The organism is Kitasatospora sp. NPDC053308 (assembly GCF_055585785.1).
Window position 1 is genome coordinate 152,333 of the sequence record NZ_JBVJJY010000001.1, and the last position, 23,123, is coordinate 175,455.

22 protein-coding genes are annotated in these 23,123 nt (G+C 74.3%); 13 read left to right on the plus strand and 9 right to left on the minus strand.

All coding sequences use genetic code 11. The features are described from left to right. Positions 1-25: 25 nt before the first annotated feature. The 4 genes from ACZ6Y7_RS00735 to ACZ6Y7_RS00750 all read right to left on the minus strand — a co-directional run bounded on the left by ACZ6Y7_RS00735 (position 26) and on the right by ACZ6Y7_RS00750 (position 3,401). Complete coding sequence (locus ACZ6Y7_RS00735; RefSeq protein WP_465755713.1) at positions 26-847, minus strand: protein phosphatase 2C domain-containing protein; 822 nt, start codon at positions 845-847, stop codon at positions 26-28. A 318-nt stretch (positions 848-1,165) separates the two neighbouring features. After that, positions 1,166-1,771, minus strand: coding sequence for a TIGR03086 family metal-binding protein (locus ACZ6Y7_RS00740; protein WP_465755714.1), 606 nt, complete (start codon positions 1,769-1,771; stop codon positions 1,166-1,168). A 55-nt stretch (positions 1,772-1,826) separates the two neighbouring features. Then, a complete protein-coding gene (locus ACZ6Y7_RS00745) occupies positions 1,827-3,149 on the minus strand; it encodes an amidase (protein ID WP_465755715.1) in 1,323 nt (440 codons plus the stop codon). 21 nt (positions 3,150-3,170) lie between these two features. After that, positions 3,171-3,401: a hypothetical protein gene (locus tag ACZ6Y7_RS00750; protein WP_465755716.1), complete on the minus strand. Its 231-nt coding sequence runs from the start codon at positions 3,399-3,401 to the stop codon at positions 3,171-3,173. A 217-nt stretch (positions 3,402-3,618) separates the two neighbouring features. Between ACZ6Y7_RS00750 and ACZ6Y7_RS00755 the strand changes: the two genes are divergently transcribed. Next, positions 3,619-4,536 (plus strand): LAETG motif-containing sortase-dependent surface protein, encoded by a 918-nt coding sequence (locus ACZ6Y7_RS00755; RefSeq protein ID WP_465755717.1) that lies wholly within the window; start codon positions 3,619-3,621, stop codon positions 4,534-4,536. A gap of 72 nt (positions 4,537-4,608) precedes the next feature. Here the strand turns inward: ACZ6Y7_RS00755 and ACZ6Y7_RS00760 are convergent, their stop codons facing one another. Beyond that, a complete protein-coding gene (locus ACZ6Y7_RS00760; RefSeq protein ID WP_465755718.1) occupies positions 4,609-5,247 on the minus strand; it encodes an ATP-binding protein in 639 nt (212 codons plus the stop codon). Between the two features lie 230 nt (positions 5,248-5,477). Between ACZ6Y7_RS00760 and ACZ6Y7_RS00765 the strand changes: the two genes are divergently transcribed. From ACZ6Y7_RS00765 to ACZ6Y7_RS00820, 12 genes are all read left to right on the plus strand, one after another. After that, positions 5,478-6,302, plus strand: coding sequence for a hypothetical protein (locus ACZ6Y7_RS00765; RefSeq protein WP_465755719.1), 825 nt, complete (start codon positions 5,478-5,480; stop codon positions 6,300-6,302). 202 nt (positions 6,303-6,504) lie between these two features. Beyond that, positions 6,505-7,269 carry a YcnI family copper-binding membrane protein gene (locus tag ACZ6Y7_RS00770; RefSeq protein ID WP_465755720.1) on the plus strand — a complete coding sequence of 255 codons (765 nt, stop codon included), beginning with the start codon at positions 6,505-6,507 and terminating at the stop codon, positions 7,267-7,269. An 89-nt stretch (positions 7,270-7,358) separates the two neighbouring features. Then, positions 7,359-8,036: an SCO family protein gene (locus ACZ6Y7_RS00775; RefSeq protein WP_465755721.1), complete on the plus strand. Its 678-nt coding sequence runs from the start codon at positions 7,359-7,361 to the stop codon at positions 8,034-8,036. Next, entirely contained in the window at positions 8,033-8,548 is a 516-nt protein-coding gene (locus ACZ6Y7_RS00780) for a copper chaperone PCu(A)C (RefSeq protein WP_465755722.1), read from the plus strand. The genes ACZ6Y7_RS00775 and ACZ6Y7_RS00780 overlap by 4 nt, the downstream gene beginning before the upstream one ends. A 13-nt stretch (positions 8,549-8,561) precedes the next feature. Then, complete coding sequence (locus tag ACZ6Y7_RS00785; protein ID WP_465755723.1) at positions 8,562-10,616, plus strand: copper resistance CopC/CopD family protein; 2,055 nt, start codon at positions 8,562-8,564, stop codon at positions 10,614-10,616. A gap of 65 nt (positions 10,617-10,681) precedes the next feature. Further along, positions 10,682-12,013 (plus strand): Dyp-type peroxidase, encoded by a 1,332-nt coding sequence (locus tag ACZ6Y7_RS00790; protein WP_465755724.1) that lies wholly within the window; start codon positions 10,682-10,684, stop codon positions 12,011-12,013. Positions 12,014-12,373: 360 nt separating this feature from the next. Next, the gene (locus ACZ6Y7_RS00795) at positions 12,374-12,916 is read left to right on the plus strand and encodes an RICIN domain-containing protein (RefSeq protein ID WP_465755725.1); all 543 of its coding nucleotides are present in this window, start codon (positions 12,374-12,376) and stop codon (positions 12,914-12,916) included. Between the two features lie 212 nt (positions 12,917-13,128). Further along, the gene (gene pheA / locus ACZ6Y7_RS00800; RefSeq protein ID WP_465755726.1) at positions 13,129-14,064 is read left to right on the plus strand and encodes a prephenate dehydratase; all 936 of its coding nucleotides are present in this window, start codon (positions 13,129-13,131) and stop codon (positions 14,062-14,064) included. Positions 14,065-14,572: 508 nt separating this feature from the next. Further along, complete coding sequence (gene serS / locus ACZ6Y7_RS00805) at positions 14,573-15,847, plus strand: serine--tRNA ligase (protein WP_465755727.1); 1,275 nt, start codon at positions 14,573-14,575, stop codon at positions 15,845-15,847. Positions 15,848-15,951: 104 nt separating this feature from the next. Then, positions 15,952-16,809 carry an HAD family hydrolase gene (locus ACZ6Y7_RS00810; protein ID WP_465755728.1) on the plus strand — a complete coding sequence of 286 codons (858 nt, stop codon included), beginning with the start codon at positions 15,952-15,954 and terminating at the stop codon, positions 16,807-16,809. A gap of 258 nt (positions 16,810-17,067) precedes the next feature. Beyond that, on the plus strand, positions 17,068-17,799 hold the full coding sequence (locus ACZ6Y7_RS00815; protein WP_465755729.1) for a FadR/GntR family transcriptional regulator: 732 nt from the start codon (positions 17,068-17,070) through the stop codon (positions 17,797-17,799). 63 nt (positions 17,800-17,862) lie between these two features. Then, positions 17,863-19,101 (plus strand): CynX/NimT family MFS transporter, encoded by a 1,239-nt coding sequence (locus tag ACZ6Y7_RS00820; protein ID WP_465755730.1) that lies wholly within the window; start codon positions 17,863-17,865, stop codon positions 19,099-19,101. A gap of 203 nt (positions 19,102-19,304) precedes the next feature. On the opposite strand, the gene ACZ6Y7_RS00825 is transcribed toward ACZ6Y7_RS00820, so the two are convergent. From ACZ6Y7_RS00825 to ACZ6Y7_RS00840, 4 genes are all read right to left on the minus strand, one after another. Beyond that, positions 19,305-20,024 (minus strand): ABC transporter permease, encoded by a 720-nt coding sequence (locus ACZ6Y7_RS00825; protein ID WP_465755731.1) that lies wholly within the window; start codon positions 20,022-20,024, stop codon positions 19,305-19,307. Positions 20,025-20,160: 136 nt separating this feature from the next. Next, positions 20,161-21,078, minus strand: coding sequence for an ABC transporter ATP-binding protein (locus ACZ6Y7_RS00830; RefSeq protein ID WP_465755732.1), 918 nt, complete (start codon positions 21,076-21,078; stop codon positions 20,161-20,163). Positions 21,079-21,089: 11 nt separating this feature from the next. After that, on the minus strand, positions 21,090-21,989 hold the full coding sequence (locus ACZ6Y7_RS00835; protein ID WP_402221462.1) for an ABC transporter permease: 900 nt from the start codon (positions 21,987-21,989) through the stop codon (positions 21,090-21,092). Next, on the minus strand, positions 21,973-23,100 hold the full coding sequence (locus ACZ6Y7_RS00840; protein WP_465755733.1) for an ABC transporter ATP-binding protein: 1,128 nt from the start codon (positions 23,098-23,100) through the stop codon (positions 21,973-21,975). The genes ACZ6Y7_RS00835 and ACZ6Y7_RS00840 overlap by 17 nt, the downstream gene beginning before the upstream one ends. Between the last annotated feature and the right edge of the window lie 23 nt (positions 23,101-23,123).

The following is a 23,123-nucleotide window of genomic DNA, read 5'->3' on the forward strand; positions in this document are numbered from 1 at the left end:
CGTGCCGCCGTGCCGCCGCCCCGCGCTACAAGAGCGCGTACACGGCCGAGGCGTCGTCGTGCGTCTTGCCGCGCGGCCAGCGCTCGCAGGCGGCGTCCGCCCGCTCCACCGCGCGGACCTGCGCGATCAGCTCGCCCGGGCCCGACTCCGCGAGCAGCCGCAGCGCGTCGCCCCAACTGCCCAGCCCGAAGCGCTCGGTGAAGCGCGAGGCGCCGTCGGTGAGCGCGGCCAGCGCGCGCAGCCGGTCGAGCCGGACGAAACCGGTCTCGGCGTGCTCGGCCGCGCGCGGGCTGGCCGCCGCGATCCACGGGCCGTTGCCCCGGTTGCGGGCGGCGCGGACGGCCAGCGCGTACTCCAGGTGCAGCGCCGCCCGTTCGGCCGAGCCGGGGACGGTCGACCAGATCTGGCGGCGCAGGCCCTCCCCGCCGGGGAAGCGCTGGTTGTCCCCGATCACCTTCGGCGGGCCGTCCTTGAACTCCAGCACCAGCAAGGAGTCGCCCAGCACCAGGTACTCCAGCGCCTCGCCGTGCCGCCGGGCGGCGACCACCATCGCGGCGGGCGTGTTGGGATGGGCCAGGTCGCAGCGGCCGCCGTGCAGCGCGGCCGTCTCCACGATGGCGTCGGACAGGCACTCGGCGATCGAGCGGTCCGCCCGGTCGGTGAGCCGGGCGAGCAGGTGCACGCCCATGCGGCGCACGTACCAGGCCGTTCCGTGCCGACACCCGGAGTCCAGGCCGGCCGGCGAACTCGCGCCGTCCAGCAGGACCAGCGCCTCCGGCGAGGCCGCCGCGAAGTCCTCGCTCTCGCGGTCGGGCCGCCGTGCTTCCCCTGCGAGCTGTAGCTGCATCCCGACAGTGTGGACGCCGCCCCGGGCCCGCGCCCAGACCCCTGCGCCGGTGCGGGGCGGACCGGCGCCCGATGCCCGGTGGCAGCCGGGGCGATTCAGCCATACCGTCGGACAGTGACCGGACAATTCGGCCAATCGGGGCGGGACAGGTTTCGGATCACCTTCGGGTGGCCGGGCGGCCCGCGACTGACGAGGAGCGGAAGATGTTCTGGCAATTCATCGTGGTGACGGCCGCCTCGCTCGGCTTCCCGACCGCCGCGCTGCTGTTCCTGATCGGCGGCCCGCGCTTCCCCGACGAGCAGCGCGACCGGAGCTGAGCTACTTCCAGGCCGGGTCGCGGCCGAGCAGCGCGAGGACGCGCGCGAACCGGTCCGCACCGTCGCCGGTCGGCAGACCCGGACGGAAGGCCCTGCCCGGCGCCCGGGCCTCCGGGGTGTCCGGGACGGCCTCGGTCACCGCGACCAGGGCTGCCAGCAGCTCCGCCTCGCCCTCCACCGCCGCGACCAGCCCGTCCGGAGCGCCGAGCGCGGCGGCGACGTCCCAGCCGTGCACCAGGGTGTCGAGCAGGTGGAAGCCCACCGCCCGGTCGAGCGGGACGGGGCGGTCGGCGCGGATCTCGGGCAGCCACACCGCCCGGCCCGCCCCGGCCGCTTCCCGGAACGCGGCGGTGAGTTCGGCGCCGGTCCGGCGGAAGGCGCCGGCCGGGTCCGGGCCGACCGGGGCGGGCGCGAACAGCGCGAGGTCGGGGCCGGCCCCGCGGGCGGCCGCCACGAAGCCGTGACGCTGCCCGAGTTCGTGCTCCAGCAGCTGCCGCAGCGTCCAGTCCGCGCACGGAGTCGCGAGGTCCAGCCGGTCCGGCCGGACGGCGTACACCACCTCGGCCGCCAACTCCAGTGATCGTGCGTGCAGTTCGATGAGGTCCATCCCACCGACCCTACTCATCCGACCGCGAATTCCGGTGCCGCGGCAGGGAATTCGCTCACCCCGGCCCGGAGCGCCCACCGGTCAGCACGCCTTCGAGCAACGCCGCTTGGGCCAGCAGACGCTCGTCGCCGCCCGACGCGCCGACCACCTGGAGCCCCAGCGGCAACCCCTCCGGGGTGCGCCCGGCGGGCAGGCTCAGCGCCGGCCGCCCGAGGAAGCTCCACGGCAGCGACATCGCACCGCTCCCGGTGCCGTGCAGGCCCTCCGGCGCCCCACCGGTCGCCGAGGGCGCCACCCAGAGGTCCACCCCGGCCGCCGCCCCGGCCCGGTCCACCCGCTCGCGCAGCCGCTCCCGGAACCCCAGCGCCGCCGCCCGGTCCTCCGGCGCCACGCCCTGGCCGACCCGGATGCTCGCCACCGTCTCCGGCCGGTAGAGGCCGCCGAACCGGGCGAACCAGTCGGCGTGGCTGCGGGCCGTCTCGAACCGGTTGATCGCCTGCAACCGCCGCCCGATCTCGCCGAGATCGGGGAACAGCTCGACCCGGCGCACCGCCAGCCCGGCCCGCGCCAACCGTGCCAGCTGCTCCTCGAAGGCCCGCAGCGCGCCCGGCTCGACCCGCTCCAGGTACGCCCCGTCCGGCACCCCGAGCACCGGGCCGGGGCCCGGCTCCGCGGGCCGCCAGCCGTCGCAGAGCAGCGGGGCCGCCAGCGCGACGCCCGCCAGGTCCGCGGTGAACAGTCCGAGGGTGTCGAAGGTCGGCGCGTTCGGGATCACCCCGTGGAACGGGATCCGCCCGTACGTCGGCCGGAAGCCCACCACCCCGCAGTACGCGGCCGGGCGGATCACCGAGCCGACCGTCTGGGTGCCGAGTGCGAGCGGCACCAGGCCGGCCGCGACCGCCGCCGCCGAACCGCTGCTGGAGCCGCCCGGGGTGTGCCCCGGGTGGTGCGGGTTGCGGGTCGGGCCAGGGGCCGTCCCGGCGAACTCGGCGGTCACCGTCTTGCCCGCGACCATCGCCCCCGCCGCCCGCAGCCGGTCCACCGCCGCGGCCTGCGGCCCGGCCAGCACCCCCGGCGGCAGCGCCGAGCCGCCGTGCGTGGGCAGCCCGTCCACGTGCACGATGTCCTTGACCCCCACCGCCACCCCGTACAGCGGCGGCCGCCCGCCCGGCTCCGGGTACCTCGCGGCCAACTCCCGCGCCCGTGCCCGCAGTCGGTCGTGCCGCCCGGGCTCCGGCACGAACGCGTGGATCAGCGGGTCCACCCGCTCGACGAGCGCGCAGAACCGGTCGACGTACTCCGGCAGCCCAGGATCCCCGGCCCGCAGCCGGGCGGCCTCACGGGTCAACGACAGCGGCCGGACCAGGGGTTCCTCCATGCCGCGCAGCCTAAGGGTGTCTTACGGGTGCTCGGCCGCCAGGTACGGCGCCTCGCGCAGGAAGTACGCCCCGCAGGTGTGGCAGCACAGCTCCGGGGTCTTGCCCCAGTCCACCGCCGGCCGCACCGGCGCCTGCGGATCGAGCTCCCGCCCGCACATCGCCACGCTCTCCTCGCCCCGGACCACGTGCCACAGCCGCACCCCCTCGGCCTCGCCGCCGGCACCGTACTCGGCTCGCATCTGGTGCATCATGCCCCCCATCGTCCGACCGCCTCCCACCCCCGGCAACCGGAACCGCCCCCTCGCGACGGCCACCGCTGCGCCCCCGAACGGACCGGGCGACCCAGGGCGAAATCCAGCCACCGGGGCCCGGTAGGGTACGCGGGCGCGACCAGCCCCGGCGGCTCTGCCGAAGGGCCAAGGCGCCCTATTTCAGCCATATTTCATCCTTACGTGGGGGACTCTCACCGTGCGCACTTCCCGCCTTCTGGCCGCGTCCACCCTGCTGGCGCTCTCGCTCGGCGCCACGGTCGGCGCCGCCACCGCCGGCGCCGTCAGCGTCACCCCGACCCCGACGGCCACCGCGACCGCGACGGCCACCCCGTCGGCCACGGCCTCCCCGAGCGCCACCGCGACCACCCCGGCCCCGACGGCCACCGGCAAGCCGACCAACCTCCCGACCCCGCCGAAGCCCACCGTCGACGACCGCTGCCACGGCGGCGTCTACCAGAGCTCCCTGCTCAAGGTCACCGGTACCGGCCTGTACGGCACCACGCTCGTCAAGGGCGGCCCGGCTGCCGAAGTCACCGTGACCTTCGAGAACAACAGCGGCGTCGACCTGCTCCAGGTCCAGAACTCGTTCTACGTCACCGACGAGTTCGGCGGCGCCCGCCCCGTCGATTGGAAGCCCGACTTCTTCGACGTCCAGCTGAACACCGGAAGCGGCTGGAAGCCCGCGCAGCTCGTCGACCGCAGCATCCGGGGCGCCGATCTCAAGCTGGCCAAGGGCGCGAAGACCACCCTCCAGATCCGGATAGCCGCCACTGCCAAGGCCCCGGTCGGAAAGTACGGCGCCAACTACGACGCCGGTTCGGAAGCCTTCGACAACGACAAGGTCCCCACCCCGGCCAACAACAAGCCGCAGGCCTGCACGCAGTTCTACGGCGGATACACCGGCGAGTTCCAGGTCGCCGAGGCCGGCGCCACCGCGCCCGCCACCGCCCCGGCCGCGACCGCCTCCCCCTCGCCGTCCGGCGGCCCGCACCTGGCCGAGACCGGTGCCGACTCCACCACCCTCCCGATCGCCCTCGGCGGCGCGGCCGTGCTCGCCGTCGGCGCGGGCACCCTGGTCGCCCTGCGCCGCCGCAAGTCGGCCACCGGGAGCTGACCCTCCGTCCTCGACTCCGAGGGGCGCGGACCGTCGGTCCGCGCCCCTCGGGCGTTCGAGGAGGACTCCTCCTCAGGAGGCCGCGCGCAGGAGCGCGTCGTCCTGCCACTTGAGGATCTTGTCGAAGCTCACGATCGCCCCCCGGAGGGGGTGGTTGCGGAGCTGGACGTGGTCGGTGAGGGCGTGGATGAGGAAGAGGCCGCGACCGGACTCGGCGGTGAGGTCGGGGAGGGTGTCGAGGTCGACCGGGCGGAGGGTGGGGGCCGGAGGGCGGCAGGGCAGGACGTGGGTGTCGTACGGGTGGCCGTCGCGGCGGGGGCGGTGGGCGCTGAGGACGCGGGCCGGGACGGTGGCGCGGCCGCGGCGGGTGCGGCGGGGCCCGCGGCCGGTGGCGGCGGGGCGGGCCGGGGCTGCCGCGGCCGGGCGGCGGACCGACGGGGCGGCGGGGGCGGACAGGCCGGGGCCGGAGTCGGTGACCTCGATCCGCAGCCGGTCGCCGCTGATCGAGGCGGTGACCTGGAAGGCGTCGTCGGGCCGCCCGGTGGCGCCGTGCTCGACGGCGTTGGCGCAGGCCTCGCTGAGGGCGACGCCGAGGTCGTCGGCGATCTGCGGGTCGACGCCCGCGGTCGCCATCGCACCGAGCAGGATGCGCCGGGCCAGCGGAACGCTGGCCGGGTCGCGCTTGAGGTGCAGAGTCCACCAGATGTCCACGGGAGGTCCCTCCTGGCTGCGGCTCCACATACAACTAGGTATCTCCGGGCGATTCGGCGGTGAACCGTGCCCGGGGGCCGCTACCGCCCGTTCGGCGGATGGACCGGGGAACGGGGTCTGTGCCGGGCGGCGCACGTCGGGGCCCGCACGCCGCTGCCGAACGGGGCATTCGTAGGGATTTCCCACCCTGCCCGTGTCGGCGTCGTACGCAATGAGAGGATGGCCCGGCCATGACTGCCCTCGCCGCCGCCCCGCTCCCGGGCGCCCCAGGACCGGCCCAGCCGGTGCGGGCCGCCGCCTGGGACCTGCGGCTTGCCCGGGCCGTCCCGTTCGCGCTGGTCTGCACGCTGATCGCGGCCGCCGGACACGCCCTGGCCGGTGGCGGGAACGTGCCGCCGACGGCGCTGGCGACGGGCTTCGCCGCGGTGCTGGCGCTCGCGGCGGTCTGCGGCGGGCGGGAGCGTTCGCTGGCGGCCATCGCCGGGGCGCTGGGCGCGGGGCAGCTCGGACTGCACGTCCTCTTCCACGGTCTCGGCGGCCACGGCGCCGGTTCCATGGCCGGCATGCACCACGGCTCCGGTCCACTGACCGTGCCGCAGGTCGCCGGCCGGCTGATCTGCAACGAGGCCCGGCCGGGAACGCTGATCGGCCTGCCCGGCAGCCCGACCCCGGAGCAGCTGGTCTCCTCGGCCGGTCTGGACCCGCACGCGTTCGCCGCCGCGCCCTGGTGGCAGGGCGGCGTGTTCGGCGTGTCGCCGGCGATGCTGGCCGGGCACCTGGCCGCCGCGCTGCTGGCGGGCTGGTGGCTGCGGCGCGGTGAGGCCGCGCTGTGGCGGCTGCTGCGGGTGGCCGCGTCGGCGGCCCGGGAGCACTGGGCGGCGCCGCTGCGGTCGGTGTTCGCGCTGGTGTCCGCGTTGCTGCGCGGTCTGTTCGGCGTGGCCGGTCCGGTCCGCCGGTTCGGGGTCCGGGGCGGGGAGGGCCCGCTCCCGGTGGGTGCCGTGCTGCGGCACAGCGTGGTGCGGCGGGGGCCGCCGTACGGGGTCCTCGCGTACTGATCCGCGCCTTCCGGCGGCCCGCGGGCCGTACCGGGCGCGGGTGTGCGCAGCGTCCGGGCCGTTCTCCGACCACACCGGGTCCGGCCCCTGGTTCCGCCCCCCACGTCCCCATCCGCGGCGCCGCCGAGGCACTGCCGGGGCACGGCTCCGTCCGTCGCCCGCGCCCGGCCCGCCGCCGAGCTCCGATCGGAGACCCCGCATCATGCGTTCCCTTCCCACCCGCCGTCTCGCCGCCGTCGCCCTGACCGCCGCCGCCTCCGTGGTGGCGCTGGCCGGTCCGGCCTTCGCGCACGTCACCGTGAACCCGGGCGCGGCCGCCCAGGGCGGTTACACGGCCGTCGACTTCCGGGTGCCGAACGAGAGCGACACCGCGAGCACGGTGAAGCTGGAGGTCAACCTCCCGCTGGACCACCCGCTGGCCTCGGTCCGGACCCTGCCGCTGCCGGGCTGGACGGCCACGGTCGAGAAGTCGAAGCTCGACAAGCCGATCAAGGTGCACGGCAGCGACGTCAACGAGGCCGTCTCCAAGATCACCTGGACCGCCGACGCCGGCACCAAGATCGCCCCCGGCCAGTTCCAGGAGTTCCGGGTCTCGCTCGGCCCGCTGCCGACCGACTCGGACAGCCTGGTCTTCAAGGCCCTGCAGACCTACGACAACGGCGACGTCGTCCGCTGGATCGACGAGTCCAAGGACGGCCAGCCCGAGCCGGCCAAGCCCGCGCCCGTCCTGAAGCTCACCAAGGCCGACGCCGGTGACGGCCACGGCGACAGCCACGGCGCCACCGCCTCCCCGGCCGCCGACGCGCACGGGGACAGCTCGGACCACGCCGCCGCCTCCGACGGCGGCAGCAAGGCCAGTGACTCCACCGCCCGTACCCTCGGCGTGGTCGGCATCGTGGTCGGCGTGATCGGCACCGCCGTCGGCGTGCTCGGCCTGCGCCGCAAGAACGGCGGCTCCGCCTCCTGACCCCCGCGCCGACGGGGCCGTGCCCCCGCACCGCACCCGCGCCCGGGTACGGCCCCGTCGGCGGTTCACCGCGCACGATCGGATCACGCATGTCCCGCACCGCCCGCACCACCCGTACCACCCGGCTGGCCGGGGCGGCCGCCCTCGCGCTGGCCGCCGCCCTGACGCTGTCCGCCTGCGGCTCCTCCGGCGGCGGCTCCTCCGCCGCGAAGGTCACCCAGCAGAAGGAGTCCACCCCGTACCAGGGCACCAAGCTGGCCAAGAACTTCGAGAAGCCGGACCTCCAGCTGACCGACACCTCCGGCCGGCCGTACGACCTGCGGCAGCAGACCAACGGCAAGGCCACCCTGCTGTTCTTCGGCTACACCAGCTGCCCGGACGTCTGCCCGACCACCATGGGCGACATCGGCGTGGCGATGAAGGCGCTCTCCGCGGAGGACCGGCAGAAGATCAACGTGGTCTTCGTCTCCACCGACCCGCAGCGCGACACCCCCCAGGTGCTGCGCACCTGGCTGGACTCGATGGGCAGCGGCTTCATAGGCCTGACCGGCGACCTGGCCAAGGTGAAGACCGCCGCGAAGTCGCTCGGCATCATGATCGAGGACCCGGTGGTCAACGCGGACGGCACGGTGACCTCGACCCACGGCGCGCAGGTGCTGGCCTTCCTCCCCTCGGACGACAAGGCGCACGTGCTCTACATGAGCGGCACCGAGGAGAAGACCTACGAGCACGACCTGCCGCTGCTCGCCCAGGGGGTCGCGGCGTGATCGCCGTGACCGGGACCCGCTTCCGGCGCACGGCCCTCACCGGCGCGGTGCTGGCCACCGTCCTGGGCGGCGGCGCCATCCTGGCCGCCTGCGGGACGGGCGGCTCCGACGGCTCCGGCGCCTCCGGTGCGGCCTCCGGCGGGCCGGCCAGGCTCAGCGTCGCCGACCCCTACATCCCGCTGCCCCCGGCCGGCGGCATGGCGGCCGGCTACCTGACCGTCCGCAACGACGGCGGGCAGGACCAGCTGGTCAAGGTGACCAGCCCGGGAGCCGAGTCGGTCACCATGCACCGCTCGACCCCGTCGAGCATGGAGCAGGTCGCCAGCCTGGACGTGCCCGCGCACGGCGCGCTGCAGTTCGCCCGCGGCGGCACCCACCTGATGATCATGGGCTGGCAGAAGGCCCCCGCCCTCGGCGACGAGCTGGAGCTCGACCTCACCTTCGCCAAGTCCGGCACCATCTCGGTCAAGGTGCCGGTCAAGGAGCTCACCTACCGCCCCGGCCAGAGTTAAGGGGACCGCCACCATGCAGTCGGTCGGCCTGGAGAAAGCCACGCACCGCCGGATCGCCGCGGTGCTCGGAGCGCTCGGCGCGCTGCTCGCGCTGATGCTCGCGGGCGCCGTACCGGCCTCCGCGCACGCCACCCTGGAGTCCACCGACCCGCGGCAGACCTCGGTGGTCGCCACCGCCCCGCAGGCGGTGACGCTGACCTTCAGCGAGTCCGTCTCGCTGTCGAGCGACTCCGTGCGGGTCCTCGACCCGGCCGGCAAGGCCGTGGACACCGGCGATCCCGCGCACGCCGACGGCAAGGGCAACACCGCCCGGGTCGGGCTGAAGGGCGGGCTCGCGAACGGCACGTACACCGTCGCCTGGCGGGCCGTCTCGGAGGACTCGCACCCCGTCGGCGGGGCGTTCACCTTCTCCATCGGCGCGCCCTCGGACACCTCGGTGTCGGCCACCGCGCTGCAGGGCGCCAAGGCCGACGGCCTGGTCGCCGCCCTGTACGGGACCGGGCGGACGGTCGCCTACGCGGCGTTCGCGCTGCTGGCCGGCGTCGCCGCGTTCGTGCTGGCCTGCTGGCCGGCCGGCACCGCCAGGCGCCCGGTGCAGCGGCTGCTGATGACCGGCTGGACGGCACTGCTGGTCTCCACCGTCGCGGTGCTGATGCTGCGCGGCCCGTACGAGCGCGGCTCGGGGATCGGGCAGGCCTTCGACCTGTCGCTGGTGCGCGCCACGCTGGACGAGCGGATCGGCACCGCGCTGGCGGCCCGGCTGCTGCTGCTCGCGGCCGGCGGGGTGTTCCTGTCGCTGCTGGTCGGCCAGCTGGGGCAGCCGCCGCAACCGCTCGCGGCGCAGGCCCGGGCGGACGAGGACGCGGGCGGCGAGGACGCCCGTGACGAGGACGCGCGCGACGAGGGGGAGGACGCCGAGGCCGCCGAACTGCGCGCGCTGGAGCAGCGGGCCGCCGAACGGCCGCAGCGTGAGACCCGGCTCGGCCTCGGCGTGGCCGGGCTGGTGCTGGCGGTCGCGCTCGCGGCGACCTGGGTCGGCGCCGACCACGCCTCGGTGGGCATCCAGGTCTGGCTGGCGCTGCCGCTCGGCATCCTGCACCTGATCGCGATGGCGCTGTGGCTGGGCGGGCTGGCCGCGCTGCTGGTCGCGCTGCGCGAGGGCGTCGGCGCCGAGGTGGCGGACCGCTTCTCCAGGGTCGCCTTCGGCTCGGTCGCCGTGCTGGTCGTGACCGGGATCTACCAGTCCTGGCGGGGCCTGGGCAGCTGGGGCGCGCTGACCGGCACCGAGTACGGGCGGCTGCTGCTGGTGAAGAGCGGCTGCGTGGTCGTGATGCTCGGGGTCGCCTGGATGTCCCGCTCCTGGCTGGCCCGGCTGCGGTCGACCCCGGCCGAGGCGGCGGAGGTCGAACCGGCCGAGCTGCCGGAGCCGGTCGGCGCCACCGCCGCGCACCACGACGAGGACCCGGTCCGCCGGGCCCAGCTGGCCCGCCAGCGGGCCGCCCGGGAGAACGCCGGACGCGACCGCGGGCTGACCCCGACCCGGGCCGGACTGCGCCGCTCGGTGCTGGTCGAGACCCTGGTGGCGGTGGCGGTGCTGGTGGTGACCACGATGCTCACCAACTCCCCGCCCGGGCGGGTGGCGAGCGAGGTCGCCGCCGGGACGGGGAGCGCCGGGGCGCCGGTCGCCGACGGCGGGGCCGCCGCCCCGCAGACCGAACCCGGCCGCACCGTCGAACTCAAGCTCCCGTACGACACCAAGGGCCGGACGCCGAACGCCAAGGGCACCGCGACCGTCACCCTCAACCCGGCCCGGACCGGCCCCAACGAGGTGAAGCTCGCGCTGGACGGCGCGGACGGGCAGCCGGTGGACGTCCCCGAGGTGCAGCTCGCCTTCACCCTGCCGGACCGCGACCTCGGCCCGCTGCCGGTCGCGCTCACCCCCGAGGGCACCGGCCGCTGGAGCGGCACGGCGCAGCTCCCGTTGGCGGGCAACTGGGTGGTGTCGGTGCAGATCCGCTCCTCCGACATCGACCAGACGACCCCGACCCAGCAGTTCAAGATCGGCTGACGGCGGTGGACGACGTGACGACGGAACGGACCTCGACGGGACCTGGCCCGGCGGAGCCGGCCGGCGTGCAGCCGGCCGGGGCCGGGCCGACGGTGGCGGAGCCGGCGACGGCCGGGACGACGGGCGCCGGGCCGGCCGACGCCGGCCGGGCGGGCTTCACCCGGCGGGCGCTGCTCGGCACCGCCGGAGCCGGACTGCTGGTCGGCGCCGGCGCGGGCGCCGCCGGGGCGGGCGCCCTGGACCGCGGCGGCCGCACCGGCCCCGCCGCCGGTCCGGCGCCCGCCGGGGGCGCGCTCGGCGCCGCCCGGGTGCCGTTCCGCGGCGAGCACCAGGCCGGGATCCTCGAACCGCAGCAGGCCCGGGTGCAGCTCGCCGCCTTCGACCTGGCCGAGGGCGTCGGCCGGGACGGGCTGCGCACCCTGCTGCAGCGCTGGACCAAGGCCGCCGAACGGCTGACCGCCGGGGAACCGGCCGAGGAGTTCGACAACCAGGTCGCACTGGACGCCGGGCCCTGCTCGCTCACCCTCACCCTGGGCTTCGGCGCCACGCTCTTCGACAAGGCCGCGCCGGCCGACCGGCGCCCGCCCGGGCTCGAACCACTGCCCGCCTTCCCCGGCGACGCGCTCGACCCGGCCCGCGGCGGCGGCGACCTGTTCGTCCAGATCGGCGCCGACGACGCCCTGGTCACCGTGCACGCCCTGCGGGTGCTGCAGCGGCTGGCCGCCGGCACGGCCGCGCTGCGCTGGCAGTCGGCCGGCTTCGCCCGGACCCCCGGCGCCGCCGCCCGGGCGGTGACCGGCCGCAACCTGATGGGCCAGATCGACGGCACCAACAACCCCAAGCCCGGCCAGGACGGCTTCGCCGCCACGGTGTTCTGCGCGGCGGGCGGCGATCAGCCGGGCTGGCTGGCCGGCGGCTCGTACCTGGTGTTCCGGCGGATCAGGATGCTGCTGGACCACTGGGAGGCGCTGCCCGTCGACCGCCAGGAGCGGGTGATCGGACGGCGCAAGGCGGACGGCGCCCCGCTCGGCGCACCCGCCGGAGCCGGCGAGCACGCCCCGGTCGACCTCTCCGCCCAGGGCCCGGACGGCACGCTCGCGATCCCGGCCGACGCGCACATCCGGGTCGCCGCCCCGGCCGCCAACGGCGGGGCCGCCATGCTGCGGCGGGGCTTCTCGTACCACGACGGGCTGCTGCCGGACGGCTCCCCGGACGCCGGGCTGCTCTTCCTCGCCTACCAGTGCGACCCGCGCAGGGGCTTCATCCCGGTGCAGCGCAAGCTCTCCCGGGGCGACGGCCTCTCCCGCTTCCTGCGGCACGAGGCCGGCGGCGTCTACGCACTGCCCCCGGCGGCCCCGACCGGCGGCTACCTCGGCCAGCAACTGCTGGAGGGGTAGGGCGGTGATCGGGGGCGTCCACCGGGTCTGCGGTCGGCTTCCGGACACCTGACGACGGGCCCCGGTCAGGTCCGCGGGCCGAGCGACGACGGCCGGCTCCCGGCCGACCGTGCCCGACCGGCCATTCACCCGCTGCTCCATTCGCCCACCGGGCGCACGAACGCTCCAGGTCACAGCGCTCCTGGAGTGATTCTCCCGAAACGACCGGGTGGCCTGAACCCGACGGTGTGGTGGGCGGGAGGAGATTTTCTCGAACCGACCTGCAACCCCGGCGGGGGTGACGCGTCTATGGGAGTGAGACGGTCGGGAGGACCCGGCCGCTCGGATGCCAAACCTTCAGTCCAGTCCCAGGGGGGGACCATGTTCGACAACACCGCACTCAAGCGCCGGGTCGGCTCCGCTGCCGCCGCACTCGCGGTCGTCGTGGGCGGCGGCCTGCTCACCGCCTCGCCGGCCGCGGCGAGCAACGGAGTGACCTACAAGCTGATGGACACCGCCGGCGTCGCCAAGCAGCTGCAGGTCAAGTCCACCGGCAAGTGCCTGGAGGTCGCCGACTGGAGCACCGCGGACGGCGCGCCGGTGCGGCAGTGGACCTGCACGGGCGGTGCGAACCAGCAGTGGACCTTCAGCCACGGCCTGGCCGTCAACAAGGCGAGCGGCAAGTGCCTGGAGGTGCCCGGGTTCAGCACCGCGGTGGGCACCGCGGTCCAGCAGTGGAGCTGCCACGGCGGTGACAACCAGCTCTGGGGCGAGGTCAACGTCGGCGACGACGGCTACCAGGCCTTGGTCGACGTCAACAGCGGGTACGTGCTCGACGTCAACGGCAACAGCGGCGCGGACGGTGCCGTGGTCATCCAGTGGTACCCGACCGGGGCCCCGAACCAGCGCTGGCGCCTGGTCTGACGGCTGCCGTGCCCCAGGGCCTGTCCCTTGGATCCTCGCCGGACCAGGCGTGATCCAGGAGGCAGGCCCTCGTGCTGTGACCGGGGACGGCCGACCGGTCGGCCGTCCCGTCCCGGTGCTCGGGACGCTTACCGGCCGGGCTCGCAGAATCGTTATGGTGACTGCTTCGGCACCACCCGTCAGTGCAGCACCGAGAACCCCACGGAGGCGTCATGTCGGCCACCCGCTACACCTACCTCGGCCCGGCCGGCACCTTCACCGAGGCGGCGCTGCACACCCTGCCCGAGGCGGCGACCCGGGAGCTGGTGCCGCTGTCGTCGGTGGCGCTGGCCCTGGACGCGGTGCGCGGCGGAGAGGCCGCCGGGGCGTTCGTGCCGATCGAGAACTCGGTGGAGGGCGCGGTCACCGCGACCAACGACGAACTGGCCTCCGGCGCACCGCTGATGATCTACCGCGAGGTGCTGCTGCCGATCGCCTTCGCCCTGCTGGTGCGGCCCGGCACCGAGCTGTCCGGGGTCAAGACGGTGACCAGCCACCCGGTGGCCCAGCCCCAGGTGCGCCGCTGGCTCGCGGCCAACCTGCCGGACGCCACCTGGGAGTCGGCCGCCTCCAACGCGGACGGCGCCCGGCTGGTCGCCGAGGGCCGCTACGACGGGGCGTTCGCGGGGGAGTTCGCGGCTCCGATCTACGGACTGGACCCGCTGGTCAAGGACATCGCGGACGCCAAGAGCGCGGCCACCCGGTTCGTGCTCGTCGGCCGCCCCGGCCGGGTCTCCTCGCCGACCGGTGCCGACAAGACCTCGATGGTGGTCTGGCTGCCGGACGACCACCCCGGTGCGCTGCTGGAACTGCTGCAGGAGTTCGCGGTGCGCGGGATCAACCTGATGCGGATCGAATCCCGGCCGACCGGTGAGGGCCTGGGCAGCTACTGCTTCCTCATCGACTGCGAGGGCCACCTCACCGAGCGCCGGGTGGGCGAGGCGATGATGGGGCTCAAGCGGATCTGCCCGCAGGTGCGGTTCCTCGGTTCCTATCCGCGCGCCGACCGGCAGGTGTCCACCCACCGGCGTCCCGGGACCTCGGACGAGGATTTCAGCTCGGCCGCGGACTGGCTCTCGCGCGCGCTCGACGGGCGCGGGGACATCTGAGCGACACCCGTTGTCTTTCTGACCTTTTCCGACCGTTTTGGATCGGGTCGGTCAGGCGAGGGCGGGCGACCGCACCCGTCGTCCACAGGGCCCCCGGCACCGGGGGCCACTGTCCACAGGCCTCCCCGCTGTCCACAGCCGGAAGTTATCCACAGGCCTGGGGACGAGTCGACAAACCGGTATAGCCATTGCCCAGAACTGGTCGGATCATCGGTTTGCGTTGCAGAGATGACTAATCGGACCAGAGTCACCCGGTTGCCAGCAAATCACCCGTCTGAGTGCTTCAATTCCCTCACTCGGGAAGGTCGAATGAGGTTTGAAACCTCAATTCCCTGGTTCGATCGCCCGGAGGGTGATCGTCCCCTTCGATCCACAGCCCCGGCTCCCAGCCTGTGGATAACCCGCCCCCGGCACGTTCCCCACAGAAGTTATCCACAGGGCCGGGGCGGTTATCCCCAGGGGAAAACCGGTACCGGTGGAGGAACGCCCGCCCGGTACGCTTGGCCCTGTGATTGACCTTCGCCTGCTCCGTGAGGACCCTGACCGAGTACGCGCCTCGCAGCGCGTCCGTGGCGAGGACGTCGACCTGGTCGACGCCCTCCTCTCCGCCGACGAACGGCGCCGGTCCTCGGGCAGCCGCTTCGACGAACTGCGCAACGAGCAGCGGGTGCTCGGCAAGCAGGTCGCCCAGGCCAAGGGCGACGAGAAGGCCGCCCTGCTGCAGCGCACCAAGGAACTCGCCGCCGAGGTCAAGGCCGCCGACGCCGAGCAGAGCGCCGCCAAGGAAGAGGCCGACCGCCTGCTCCGCTCGCTCGCCAACCTCATCGACCCGGCCGCGCCGATCGGCGGCGAGGAGGACTTCGTCACCCTCGAGGAGATCGGCACCCCGCGCGACTTCGCCGCCGAGGGCTTCGAGCCCCGCGACCACGTCGAGCTCGGCCAGATCCTCGGCGCGATCGACACCGAGCGCGGCGCCAAGGTCGCCGGTGCGCGCTCCTACTACCTGACCGGCGTCGGCGCCCTGCTGGAGCTCGCCCTGGTCAACATGGCGATCGCCCAGGCCACCGCGGCCGGCTTCATCCCGATGATCACCCCGACCCTGGTCCGCCCGGCCGCCATGGACGGCACCGGCTTCCTCGGCCAGGCCGCCGAGAACGTGTACCACCTCGCCGAGGACGACCGGTACCTGGTCGGCACCAGCGAGGTCCCGCTGGCGGCGTACCACATGGACGAGATCCTCGACGCCGACAAGCTGCCGCTGCGCTACGCCGGCTACTCGTCCTGCTTCCGCCGCGAGGCGGGCACCTACGGCAAGGACACCCGCGGCATCATCCGCGTCCACCAGTTCGAGAAGGTGGAGATGTTCGTCTACACCACTCCCGAGGACGCCGAGAACGAGCACCGCCGCCTGCTCCAGTGGGAGAAGGACTTCCTCAACGCGCTGGAGCTGCCGTACCGGGTCATCGACGTCGCCTCCGGCGACCTCGGCGCCTCGGCCGCGCGCAAGTTCGACATCGAGGCCTGGATCCCCACCCAGGGCAAGTACCGCGAGGTCACCTCGACCTCCAACACCACCGAGTACCAGGCCCGCCGGCTGTCCATCCGGATGCGCGAGGAGGGCAAGACCCGCCCGCTCGCCACCCTCAACGGCACCCTGGTCGCGATCCCGCGCACCATCGTGGCGATCCTGGAGAACCACCAGCAGGCCGACGGCTCCGTCGTCGTGCCCGAGGCGCTGCGGCCGTTCCTCGGCGGGCGGACCGTCCTGGAGCCGGTCAAGTAGGCCGGGCCCGTACCCGCTCCGCCCGCAGTACGCGCTCTGCCCGCAGTACCCGCACGCACTCGCAGTACCCGCTCCACCCGCAACTCCCGGGAGACGACCGGCCCATGAGCACCACCAGCCCCAGCCCCGTCTCCCCGGAAGGCACCCTCGGCGGTGGCGACCTGCCCTACCGGCTGGTCGCCACCGACCTCGACGGCACCCTGCTGACCAGCGCGGAGACCGTCTCCGAGCGCACCCGCGCCGCACTGGCCGCGGCCACCGGCGCGGGCGCGCTGCACATCATCGTCACCGGCCGCTCGGCCGTCTGGGCCCGGCCCGTCTTCGACGAGATCGGCTACACCGGGATAGCCGTCTGCGGCCAGGGCGCCCAGGTCTACGACGCCGGCGCGCACAAGCTGCTCACCTCGCTCACCCTCGACCGCCGGCTCGCCGCGCTCGCCATCGAGAAGATCGAAGCCGAGACCGGGCCGCTCGCCATCGCCGCCAACCAGGACGGCCTCGACGGCCAGGTGCTGGCCGGGCCGGGCTACGAACTGCTCATCGGCTCCGACCTGCCCGTCGTCCGGGTCGACCGCGGCGAGCTGCTCGCCTCCCCCGTCAGCAAGCTCTACATCCAGCACCACGCCCTGACCGACGACGCCCTGGCCGAAGCCGCCCGCCGCGCCGCCGGCGACCTGATCGGCGTCGTGATGGCCGGCGCCGGCGTGGTCGAACTCCTCCCGCTCGGCCTCTCCAAGGCCACCGGGCTCGCCGTCGCCGCCCGCCGCCTCGGCCTGCGCGCCCGCGACACCATCGCCTTCGGCGACATGCCCAACGACGTCCCGATGTTCGGCTGGGCCGCGCACGGTGTCGCCATGGCCAACGCCCACGAAGAACTCCTGGCCGTCGCCGACGCGGTCACCACCAGCAACGACGAGGACGGCGTCGCGGCCGTGCTGGAGCAGCTCTACCCGCCCCGCTGACCAGGGCCTCGGCGGCCCGGGGGTACGGGGGTGTGCCCATGGAGGGTGCGGCCGGGGACACGCGCGGACGGACAGGCCGGTGGGCCGTGACCGTGGGGGCGCTGGCTCGGGGGCGGGGCCTGCCGGGGGCGCGGTTTCCGTGGGCTCGAAGGTGGCAGGACGTTTACGGACTGTTCTGGGCCAGTTGTAGGATGACCGGGCAAGCAGTTGTAGGATGACCGACGACTGGTGAGGCGCGGTGACGGAGGGAGGCCCGGGATGAGCGGCGACGGCAACGGTCTGCAGGCGGCCGGGCGGCGGTCGCTGGTGGACACCGCGATCGAGCAGCTGCGGGAGCAGCTGGCCGCTGGCGCGTGGCCCGTCGGGTCGCGGATCCCCACCGAGCACGAGCTCGCCGAGCGGTTGCAGGTCGGGCGGAACACCGTGCGGGAGGCGATCCGGGTGCTGGTGCACGCCGGGATGCTGGTCTCCCGCCAGGGCGAGGGGACCTTCGTACGGTCCACCAGCGACCCGGCGTCGGTGCTGCGCGGCGTCCAGCGTTCGGGCATCCGGGACGTCCTGGAGGTCCGCGCCGCGCTGGAGACCGAGGGCGCGCGGCTGGCCGCGCTGCGGCACACCCCCGAGGACGTCCGGCGGATGCGCGCCGCGCTGGCCCGTGAGGCCGAGGTGTTCGCGACGCACCCCGAGCGGGCGAGCCGCGAGGCCACCGTCGAACACGACCTGGAGTTCCACACCGCCGTCGTCGAGGCCGCGCACAACCCCGCCCTGACCGAGGTGTACCGCTACTTCGGCGCCTCCGTCCGCGAGTCCATGACCGCCGCGTTCGGCGACCACGACATGCCCGAGGCGGTCATGGCGACCCACGAGGCACTGGTCGACGCGATCGAGAGCGGTGACCCGGACCGGGCCGAGGCGGCGTGTCGTGCGCTGCTCGCCGGCCCGACCGCGGCCGTCGAGCAGCTGCTCGCGGCCATCGCGGCCCGGAAGTAGGGACGGCGCGAGCCTCCGCTTCCCGCCCGCATCCACGTACGTCCAGAAAGAAACAGCACCCCCATGGCCGTCACCCGTGCCCAGCAGCCGGTTGTCACCACTCCCGCCCCGCTCCCCGTCCGCGCCCGGCTGGCCCATCCGCTCCTGCTGCTGACCGGCATCGTGCTGGTCGCGCTGAACATGCGTGCCTGCCTGGCCGCGGTCTCCCCGATGGTCGGCGAGATCCAGCGGACCTTCGGCCTCTCCGCGACCGCGAGCGGCCTGATCACCACCGTGCCGGTGCTGTTCCAGGGCGTCGGCGCCCCGCTCACCCCCCGGCTGACCCGCCGCTTCGGTGCCGAGCGGGTGGTGCTGGGCGCGGTGCTGGTGCTGGGCGCCGGCGTGCTGCTGCGGGTGCTGCCCTCGGTGTTCGCGCTGTACGCGGGCTGCGTGGTGATCGGCGTGGCCATCGCGGTGCTGAACGTGTCGATGCCGGGCCTGGTCAAGCGGGAGTTCCCGGACCGCGCGGCGACCATGACCGGTGTCTACTCGACCACCATGCTGGTCGGGGCCACCCTCGCCGCGGGCACCTCCGTCCCGCTGGAGCACGCCCTCGGCGGCGGCTGGCGGGCCTCGCTCGGCGCCTGGTCACTGCTCGCGCTGGTCGCGGCGGTGGCCTGGCTGCCGCAGGTGCTGCGCAGCCGTCGGGAGCGGGGCGTGGTGGCCGCGGCGGCCGCGCCGGGGAAGCCGATCGAGGGCCTCTGGAAGTCCCCGCTGGCCTGGCAGATCAGCCTCTTCATGGGCATCTCGTCGCTGCTGGTCTACACCCTGGTGGCCTGGATGCCGACGATCCTGGCGGACCACGGGATGGACCGCGGCCAGGCCGGTCTGGTCTTCGCCTTCTCCAACCTGGTGCAGGTGGCCGGGGCCTTCCTGGTGCCGCTGATGGCCGGCCGGATGACCAGCCAGCGGGCGCTGGCGGTGACCATGGCCGCGCTGAACGGACTGGGCATCGCCATGCTGCTGGTCGCGCCGGTGTCCGCGGCGTGGGTCTCGGCGGCCGTCCTCGGCGTGGCGCAGGGCGGTTCGCTCGGCCTGGGCCTGGCGTTCATCGTGCTGCGCACCGGCAGCGCGGCCGGGGCCGCCCAGCTGGGCGGGATGTCGCAGGCGATCGGCTACCTGGTCGCGGCGGCCGGACCGGTCGGCGCGGGCGCGCTGCACCAGCTCACCGGCGGCTGGGAGACCACCCTGGTGCTGATGCTGGTGCTGGTCGTGGTGGTGGGCGCGGCCGGCTGGGGCGCGGGCCGCGACCGTACGCTCTGAGAACCTTTCGTGGGTCCTTCCGTACGGCGCTCCGGGGATGCCCGGGGCGCCGTACGGCTCATTCCGCGTCGCGCGCGCCGGTCGGGACCACTCCGCGCCGCGCCCGCCGGGCGGGATCACTCCTCACCCCGTGTGCGGGTCGGGGTCACTCCTCGCCTCGCGTGCGGGTCGGGATCACTCCCCACCCCGTGTGCGGGTCGGGATCACTCCTCGCCGGCCAGGGTCAGTCCGGCCAGCTTCACCGAGGCCAGCACCGTCGCTCCGACGGTGACCGCCAGCAGCAGCGGGACGGCCACGCCGAAGGAGACGTCGGCGCCGATGGCGGCGTCCCCGGCGACCGCCTCGGCCACCGCGCGGCCCCACTGCTGGATGCTCAGCGTCCGGGCGCCGTCGACGAAGTTGCCGACCACCGACTCCCAGATCAGGGCGTACCCGAGCCCCGCCACCACGGCGTGCCGGGTGACCACGCCGAGCAGCAGGAACAGCGCGCTGTACGCGGCCCCGGCGACCAGCACCGCGACGGTGTAGCCCAGCACCATGCCGTCCCGGGTGCCGTACAGCAGCAGCCCCGACAGCAGCGTCGGGACGACCGAGAACAGCCAGGTGACGCCGATCGCGACGGCCAGCTTGGTGGTGATGATCCGCCACCGCGGGAGCGGCTTGGCGAGCAGGTAGACGATCGAGCCGTCGTCGATCTCGGTGGCGATCACCCCGGTGCCGACCACCAGGCCGAGGATCGGGACGAGGGTGCCGAGGCCGAGATCCCCGAGGATCCGGACGGTCAGCCCGTGCGTGTCGGTGTTGTCCGACCCGCTCGCGAGGGCGGAGACGAGCAGCAACAGGGCGGGGACCACCAACAGCAGCAGGCCGCGGCGGCGCCCCAGCAGTCCGCGCAGGGTCAGCCTGGCGACGGTGGGGTTCATGGTCGGTCGGCCCCTTCCTGGGCAACGGAGGGCATGGCGGCGGGCACGGGGTCGGGCGCGGCGGCCGGTGCTGAGCCGGGCACGGCGGCGGGCACGGGGTCGGGCGCGGCGGCGAGCACGGGGTCGGGCGCGGCCGTCACGCGGAGACCAGGTACGAGAAGACGCTCTCCAGCGACTCGTCGGCCGGGGAGACGGTGTACAGGCGGATGCCGGCCTCCCGGGCGACCCTGGGCAGGAGGGTGGTGAAGCCCTGGAAGTCGACCGCCTGGATCCGCAGCGCGCGGTCGCGCTCGTCCACCTCGATGCCGGTGGTGGAGCCGTCGGCGATCAGCGCGGCGGCGAGCCGGCGGTCGTCGCTGGAGCGGACCAGGTAGCGGTGCGGGCGGTCGGTCATCAGCCGGCGGATCCTGCGGAAGTCGCCGGAGGCCGCGTGCCGGCCGGCCACCACCACCTCGATGTGCCGGGCGAGTTGCTCGACCTCCTCCAGGATGTGGGAGGAGAACAGCACCGTCCGGCCGTCGGCGCCGAAGCGGCGCAGCAGGTCCATCAGCTGGAGCCGCTGGCGCGGGTCCATGCCGTTGAAGGGTTCGTCCAGCAGCAGCACGGCCGGATCGTGGACGAGCGCGGAGGCCATCTTGACCCGCTGCTTCATGCCCTTGGAGTACGTCCCGGTGCGGCGGTCCTTGGCGTACGCCATCTCGACCAGGTCCAGCGCCCGGCGGGCGGCGGCGCCGGGCTGCGGCAGGCCGTGCAGTTCGGCGTTGGCGAGGACGAACTCCCAGCCGGTCAGGTAGTCGTACATGGACTCCCGCTCGGGGACCAGTCCGATCTGCCGGTAGACCTGCTGGTTGCGCCAGATCGGCGCGCCGTCCAGGGTGACCGAGCCGCTGGAGGGGGAGAGGAAGCCGCTCATCATGTGGATGAGGGTGGACTTGCCCGCGCCGTTGGGCCCGAGCAGGCCCGTGATGCCGGGACCGATGGACATGGTGATGTCGTTGACCGCGACCACGTTCCCGAACCAGCGGGAGACCTTGTCGATGCTGATGGTGGCCATGCCGCCCTCTCTCAAACCTTCTTGTAGCGGCGCAGCAGCAGCTGGTACGAGCCCACCACCATGGCCACCGCGACGAGTGCGAAGACCGCCAGGCCGAGCCCGCCCGGCGCGTGCCGGCGGTCGAGGCCGGTGCCGAGGTCGAACAGCTCGTTGACGAGGGACTCCACCAGGTTGGTGGGCGAGATCAGCGAGGTCCACTGCGCGGTGTCGGAGCCGGTCGTGCTCGGGTTGCTGATGCCGACCGCGACGCCGGCCACCGCGGCGCTGATGGCCAGGTAGCCCATGACGGCGGCCACCCCGAAGCCCCGGCGCGGGGTGGCGGCCGCGATGACCAGCGCCACCGAGGTCGGCACCAGCGCGTACAGCACGGCCGCGGCCAGGCCGTACAGGACGTGCCCGGTGTTGTACGAGAAGTCCATCCCGCCGAGCAGCGCACCGAGGTACAGCACCAGCAACGGCGCCGACATCAGCAGCAGTTGGGCGCAGACCATGGCCGCGAACTTGGCCCGGACGTAGTCGGTGCGGGTGATCGGGCGGGAGAAGTAGAGCGGCACGGTCTGGTAGCGGAGGTCCCGGGAGAGCAGGACCGGCGCCTGGGAGGCGAGGAAGACCGAGACCACCAGGTTGAGACTGGCGAGGTAGCCCGCGTACTCGACCGGGAGTTCCTCGCGCTTCAGGGTGATCGCGAACGCGACCATGATGACGGCGGGCACGGTGACCACGCCCAGCACCAGCATCGGCAGCACCTTGGACTTGCCGGAGCGGCCCAGGCCGTAGGCGGCGCGCAGGCTCTGGGTGAACAGCGAGCGGGTGGCGTAACCGCGGCCCAGCCGGGGGCCGTTGTAGCCGCGGTAGCCGATGTCGTGGATGACGCCGGTGTCGGCGGGCGCGGTCTCAGGAGGCAGCGACATCGTCCGTCCCTCCCCTGCTCTGCTCGGTCTGCTCGGTGTGATCGGTCTGCTCGGTGTGATCGATCCGCTCCGCTTGCTCGGCCCGTTCGGCCTGCGCCGCCTGTGCTGCCTGCGCCGGCCGCTCGGCGGTCCGGCCGTCCTCGCCCGTCGGGGAGGTGAAGAGTTCGGCGACCCGGTGCCGCCGCTGTTCCAACCGGACCAGGCCGAGGCCGAGTTCGGCGACGGTGTCGCGGATGGTGTCGTACGTCGACTCGTCCGCGAGCCGGACCAGCAGCAGGTGCGAGCCCTCGGGCTGGACCTCGATGCCGGCGGCGGCCAGGCGCTCGCGCACGGCCGCCCCGGGTTCGAGCCGATGGTCCTCCGGGTGGTCCGTGACCTCCACCGCGAGGACGGCCGTCGTCCCGGTGAAGGAGGCGGTGGAGGAGGACCGCAGCAGCTTGCCGCCGTCGATGACGACCAGGTGGTCGCAGGTGCGCTCCAACTCGCCGAGCAGGTGGGTGGTGACCAGCACGGAGATGCCGAAGTCGGTGTGCACGCGGCGGATCAGGGCGAGCATCTCGTCCCGGCCGGCCGGGTCGAGGCCGTTGGTCGGCTCGTCCAGCAGCACCAGCTTGGGGTCGTGCACCAGTGCCTGGGCGAGCTTGACCCGCTGCTTCATGCCGGTCGAGTACCCGCCCATCGGGCGGTACCGCTCCTCGTACAGGCCGACGTGCCGCAGGATGTCGGCGGTGCGCTCCCGGGCGGCGGTGGCGGGCAGGCCCGCCATCCGGGCCATGTGGACGACGAACTCGGTCGCGGAGACGTCCGGCGGCAGGCAGTCGTGCTCGGGCATGTAGCCGACCCGCTCGCGGATCTCGGAGCCCCGGGTGGCGATGTCCAGGCCGAGGACCTCGCCCCGGCCGGACGTGGCCGGGGCCAGCCCGAGCAGGATCTTGATCAGGGTGGACTTGCCCGCACCGTTGGCCCCGACCAGCCCGACCACCCCGGGCCGCACCTCGACGGTGAGCTGGTCGAGGGCGGTGACCCGGGGGAACCTCTTGGTGAGGCCGTCCGTCGTGATGACAGCTGTGGACACGCCCTCAAGGTAGTGCGCACGGGCCGCGGCGGGCATGGGCTGGAATGACGAGGCCCTGT

Excerpts from the sequence above, each read along its gene's own strand:
- ACZ6Y7_RS00775 (WP_465755721.1), top strand. The coding sequence starts at position 7,359 with ATGTCCCGCACCGCCCGCACCACCCGTACCACCCGGCTGGCCGGGGCG.
- ACZ6Y7_RS00815 (WP_465755729.1), top strand. The coding sequence starts at position 17,068 with ATGAGCGGCGACGGCAACGGTCTGCAGGCGGCCGGGCGGCGGTCGCTG.
- pheA (WP_465755726.1), top strand. The coding sequence starts at position 13,129 with ATGTCGGCCACCCGCTACACCTACCTCGGCCCGGCCGGCACCTTCACC.
- ACZ6Y7_RS00835 (WP_402221462.1), bottom strand. The coding sequence starts at position 21,989 with ATGTCGCTGCCTCCTGAGACCGCGCCCGCCGACACCGGCGTCATCCAC.
- ACZ6Y7_RS00785 (WP_465755723.1), top strand. The coding sequence starts at position 8,562 with ATGCAGTCGGTCGGCCTGGAGAAAGCCACGCACCGCCGGATCGCCGCG.
- ACZ6Y7_RS00750 (WP_465755716.1), bottom strand. The coding sequence starts at position 3,401 with ATGATGCACCAGATGCGAGCCGAGTACGGTGCCGGCGGCGAGGCCGAG.
- ACZ6Y7_RS00740 (WP_465755714.1), bottom strand. The coding sequence starts at position 1,771 with ATGGACCTCATCGAACTGCACGCACGATCACTGGAGTTGGCGGCCGAG.
- ACZ6Y7_RS00745 (WP_465755715.1), bottom strand. The coding sequence starts at position 3,149 with ATGGAGGAACCCCTGGTCCGGCCGCTGTCGTTGACCCGTGAGGCCGCC.
- ACZ6Y7_RS00820 (WP_465755730.1), top strand. The coding sequence starts at position 17,863 with ATGGCCGTCACCCGTGCCCAGCAGCCGGTTGTCACCACTCCCGCCCCG.
- ACZ6Y7_RS00830 (WP_465755732.1), bottom strand. The coding sequence starts at position 21,078 with ATGGCCACCATCAGCATCGACAAGGTCTCCCGCTGGTTCGGGAACGTG.
- ACZ6Y7_RS00825 (WP_465755731.1), bottom strand. The coding sequence starts at position 20,024 with ATGAACCCCACCGTCGCCAGGCTGACCCTGCGCGGACTGCTGGGGCGC.
- ACZ6Y7_RS00810 (WP_465755728.1), top strand. The coding sequence starts at position 15,952 with ATGAGCACCACCAGCCCCAGCCCCGTCTCCCCGGAAGGCACCCTCGGC.
- ACZ6Y7_RS00765 (WP_465755719.1), top strand. The coding sequence starts at position 5,478 with ATGACTGCCCTCGCCGCCGCCCCGCTCCCGGGCGCCCCAGGACCGGCC.
- ACZ6Y7_RS00795 (WP_465755725.1), top strand. The coding sequence starts at position 12,374 with ATGTTCGACAACACCGCACTCAAGCGCCGGGTCGGCTCCGCTGCCGCC.
- ACZ6Y7_RS00735 (WP_465755713.1), bottom strand. The coding sequence starts at position 847 with ATGCAGCTACAGCTCGCAGGGGAAGCACGGCGGCCCGACCGCGAGAGC.
- ACZ6Y7_RS00770 (WP_465755720.1), top strand. The coding sequence starts at position 6,505 with ATGCGTTCCCTTCCCACCCGCCGTCTCGCCGCCGTCGCCCTGACCGCC.
- ACZ6Y7_RS00840 (WP_465755733.1), bottom strand. The coding sequence starts at position 23,100 with ATGCCCGCCGCGGCCCGTGCGCACTACCTTGAGGGCGTGTCCACAGCT.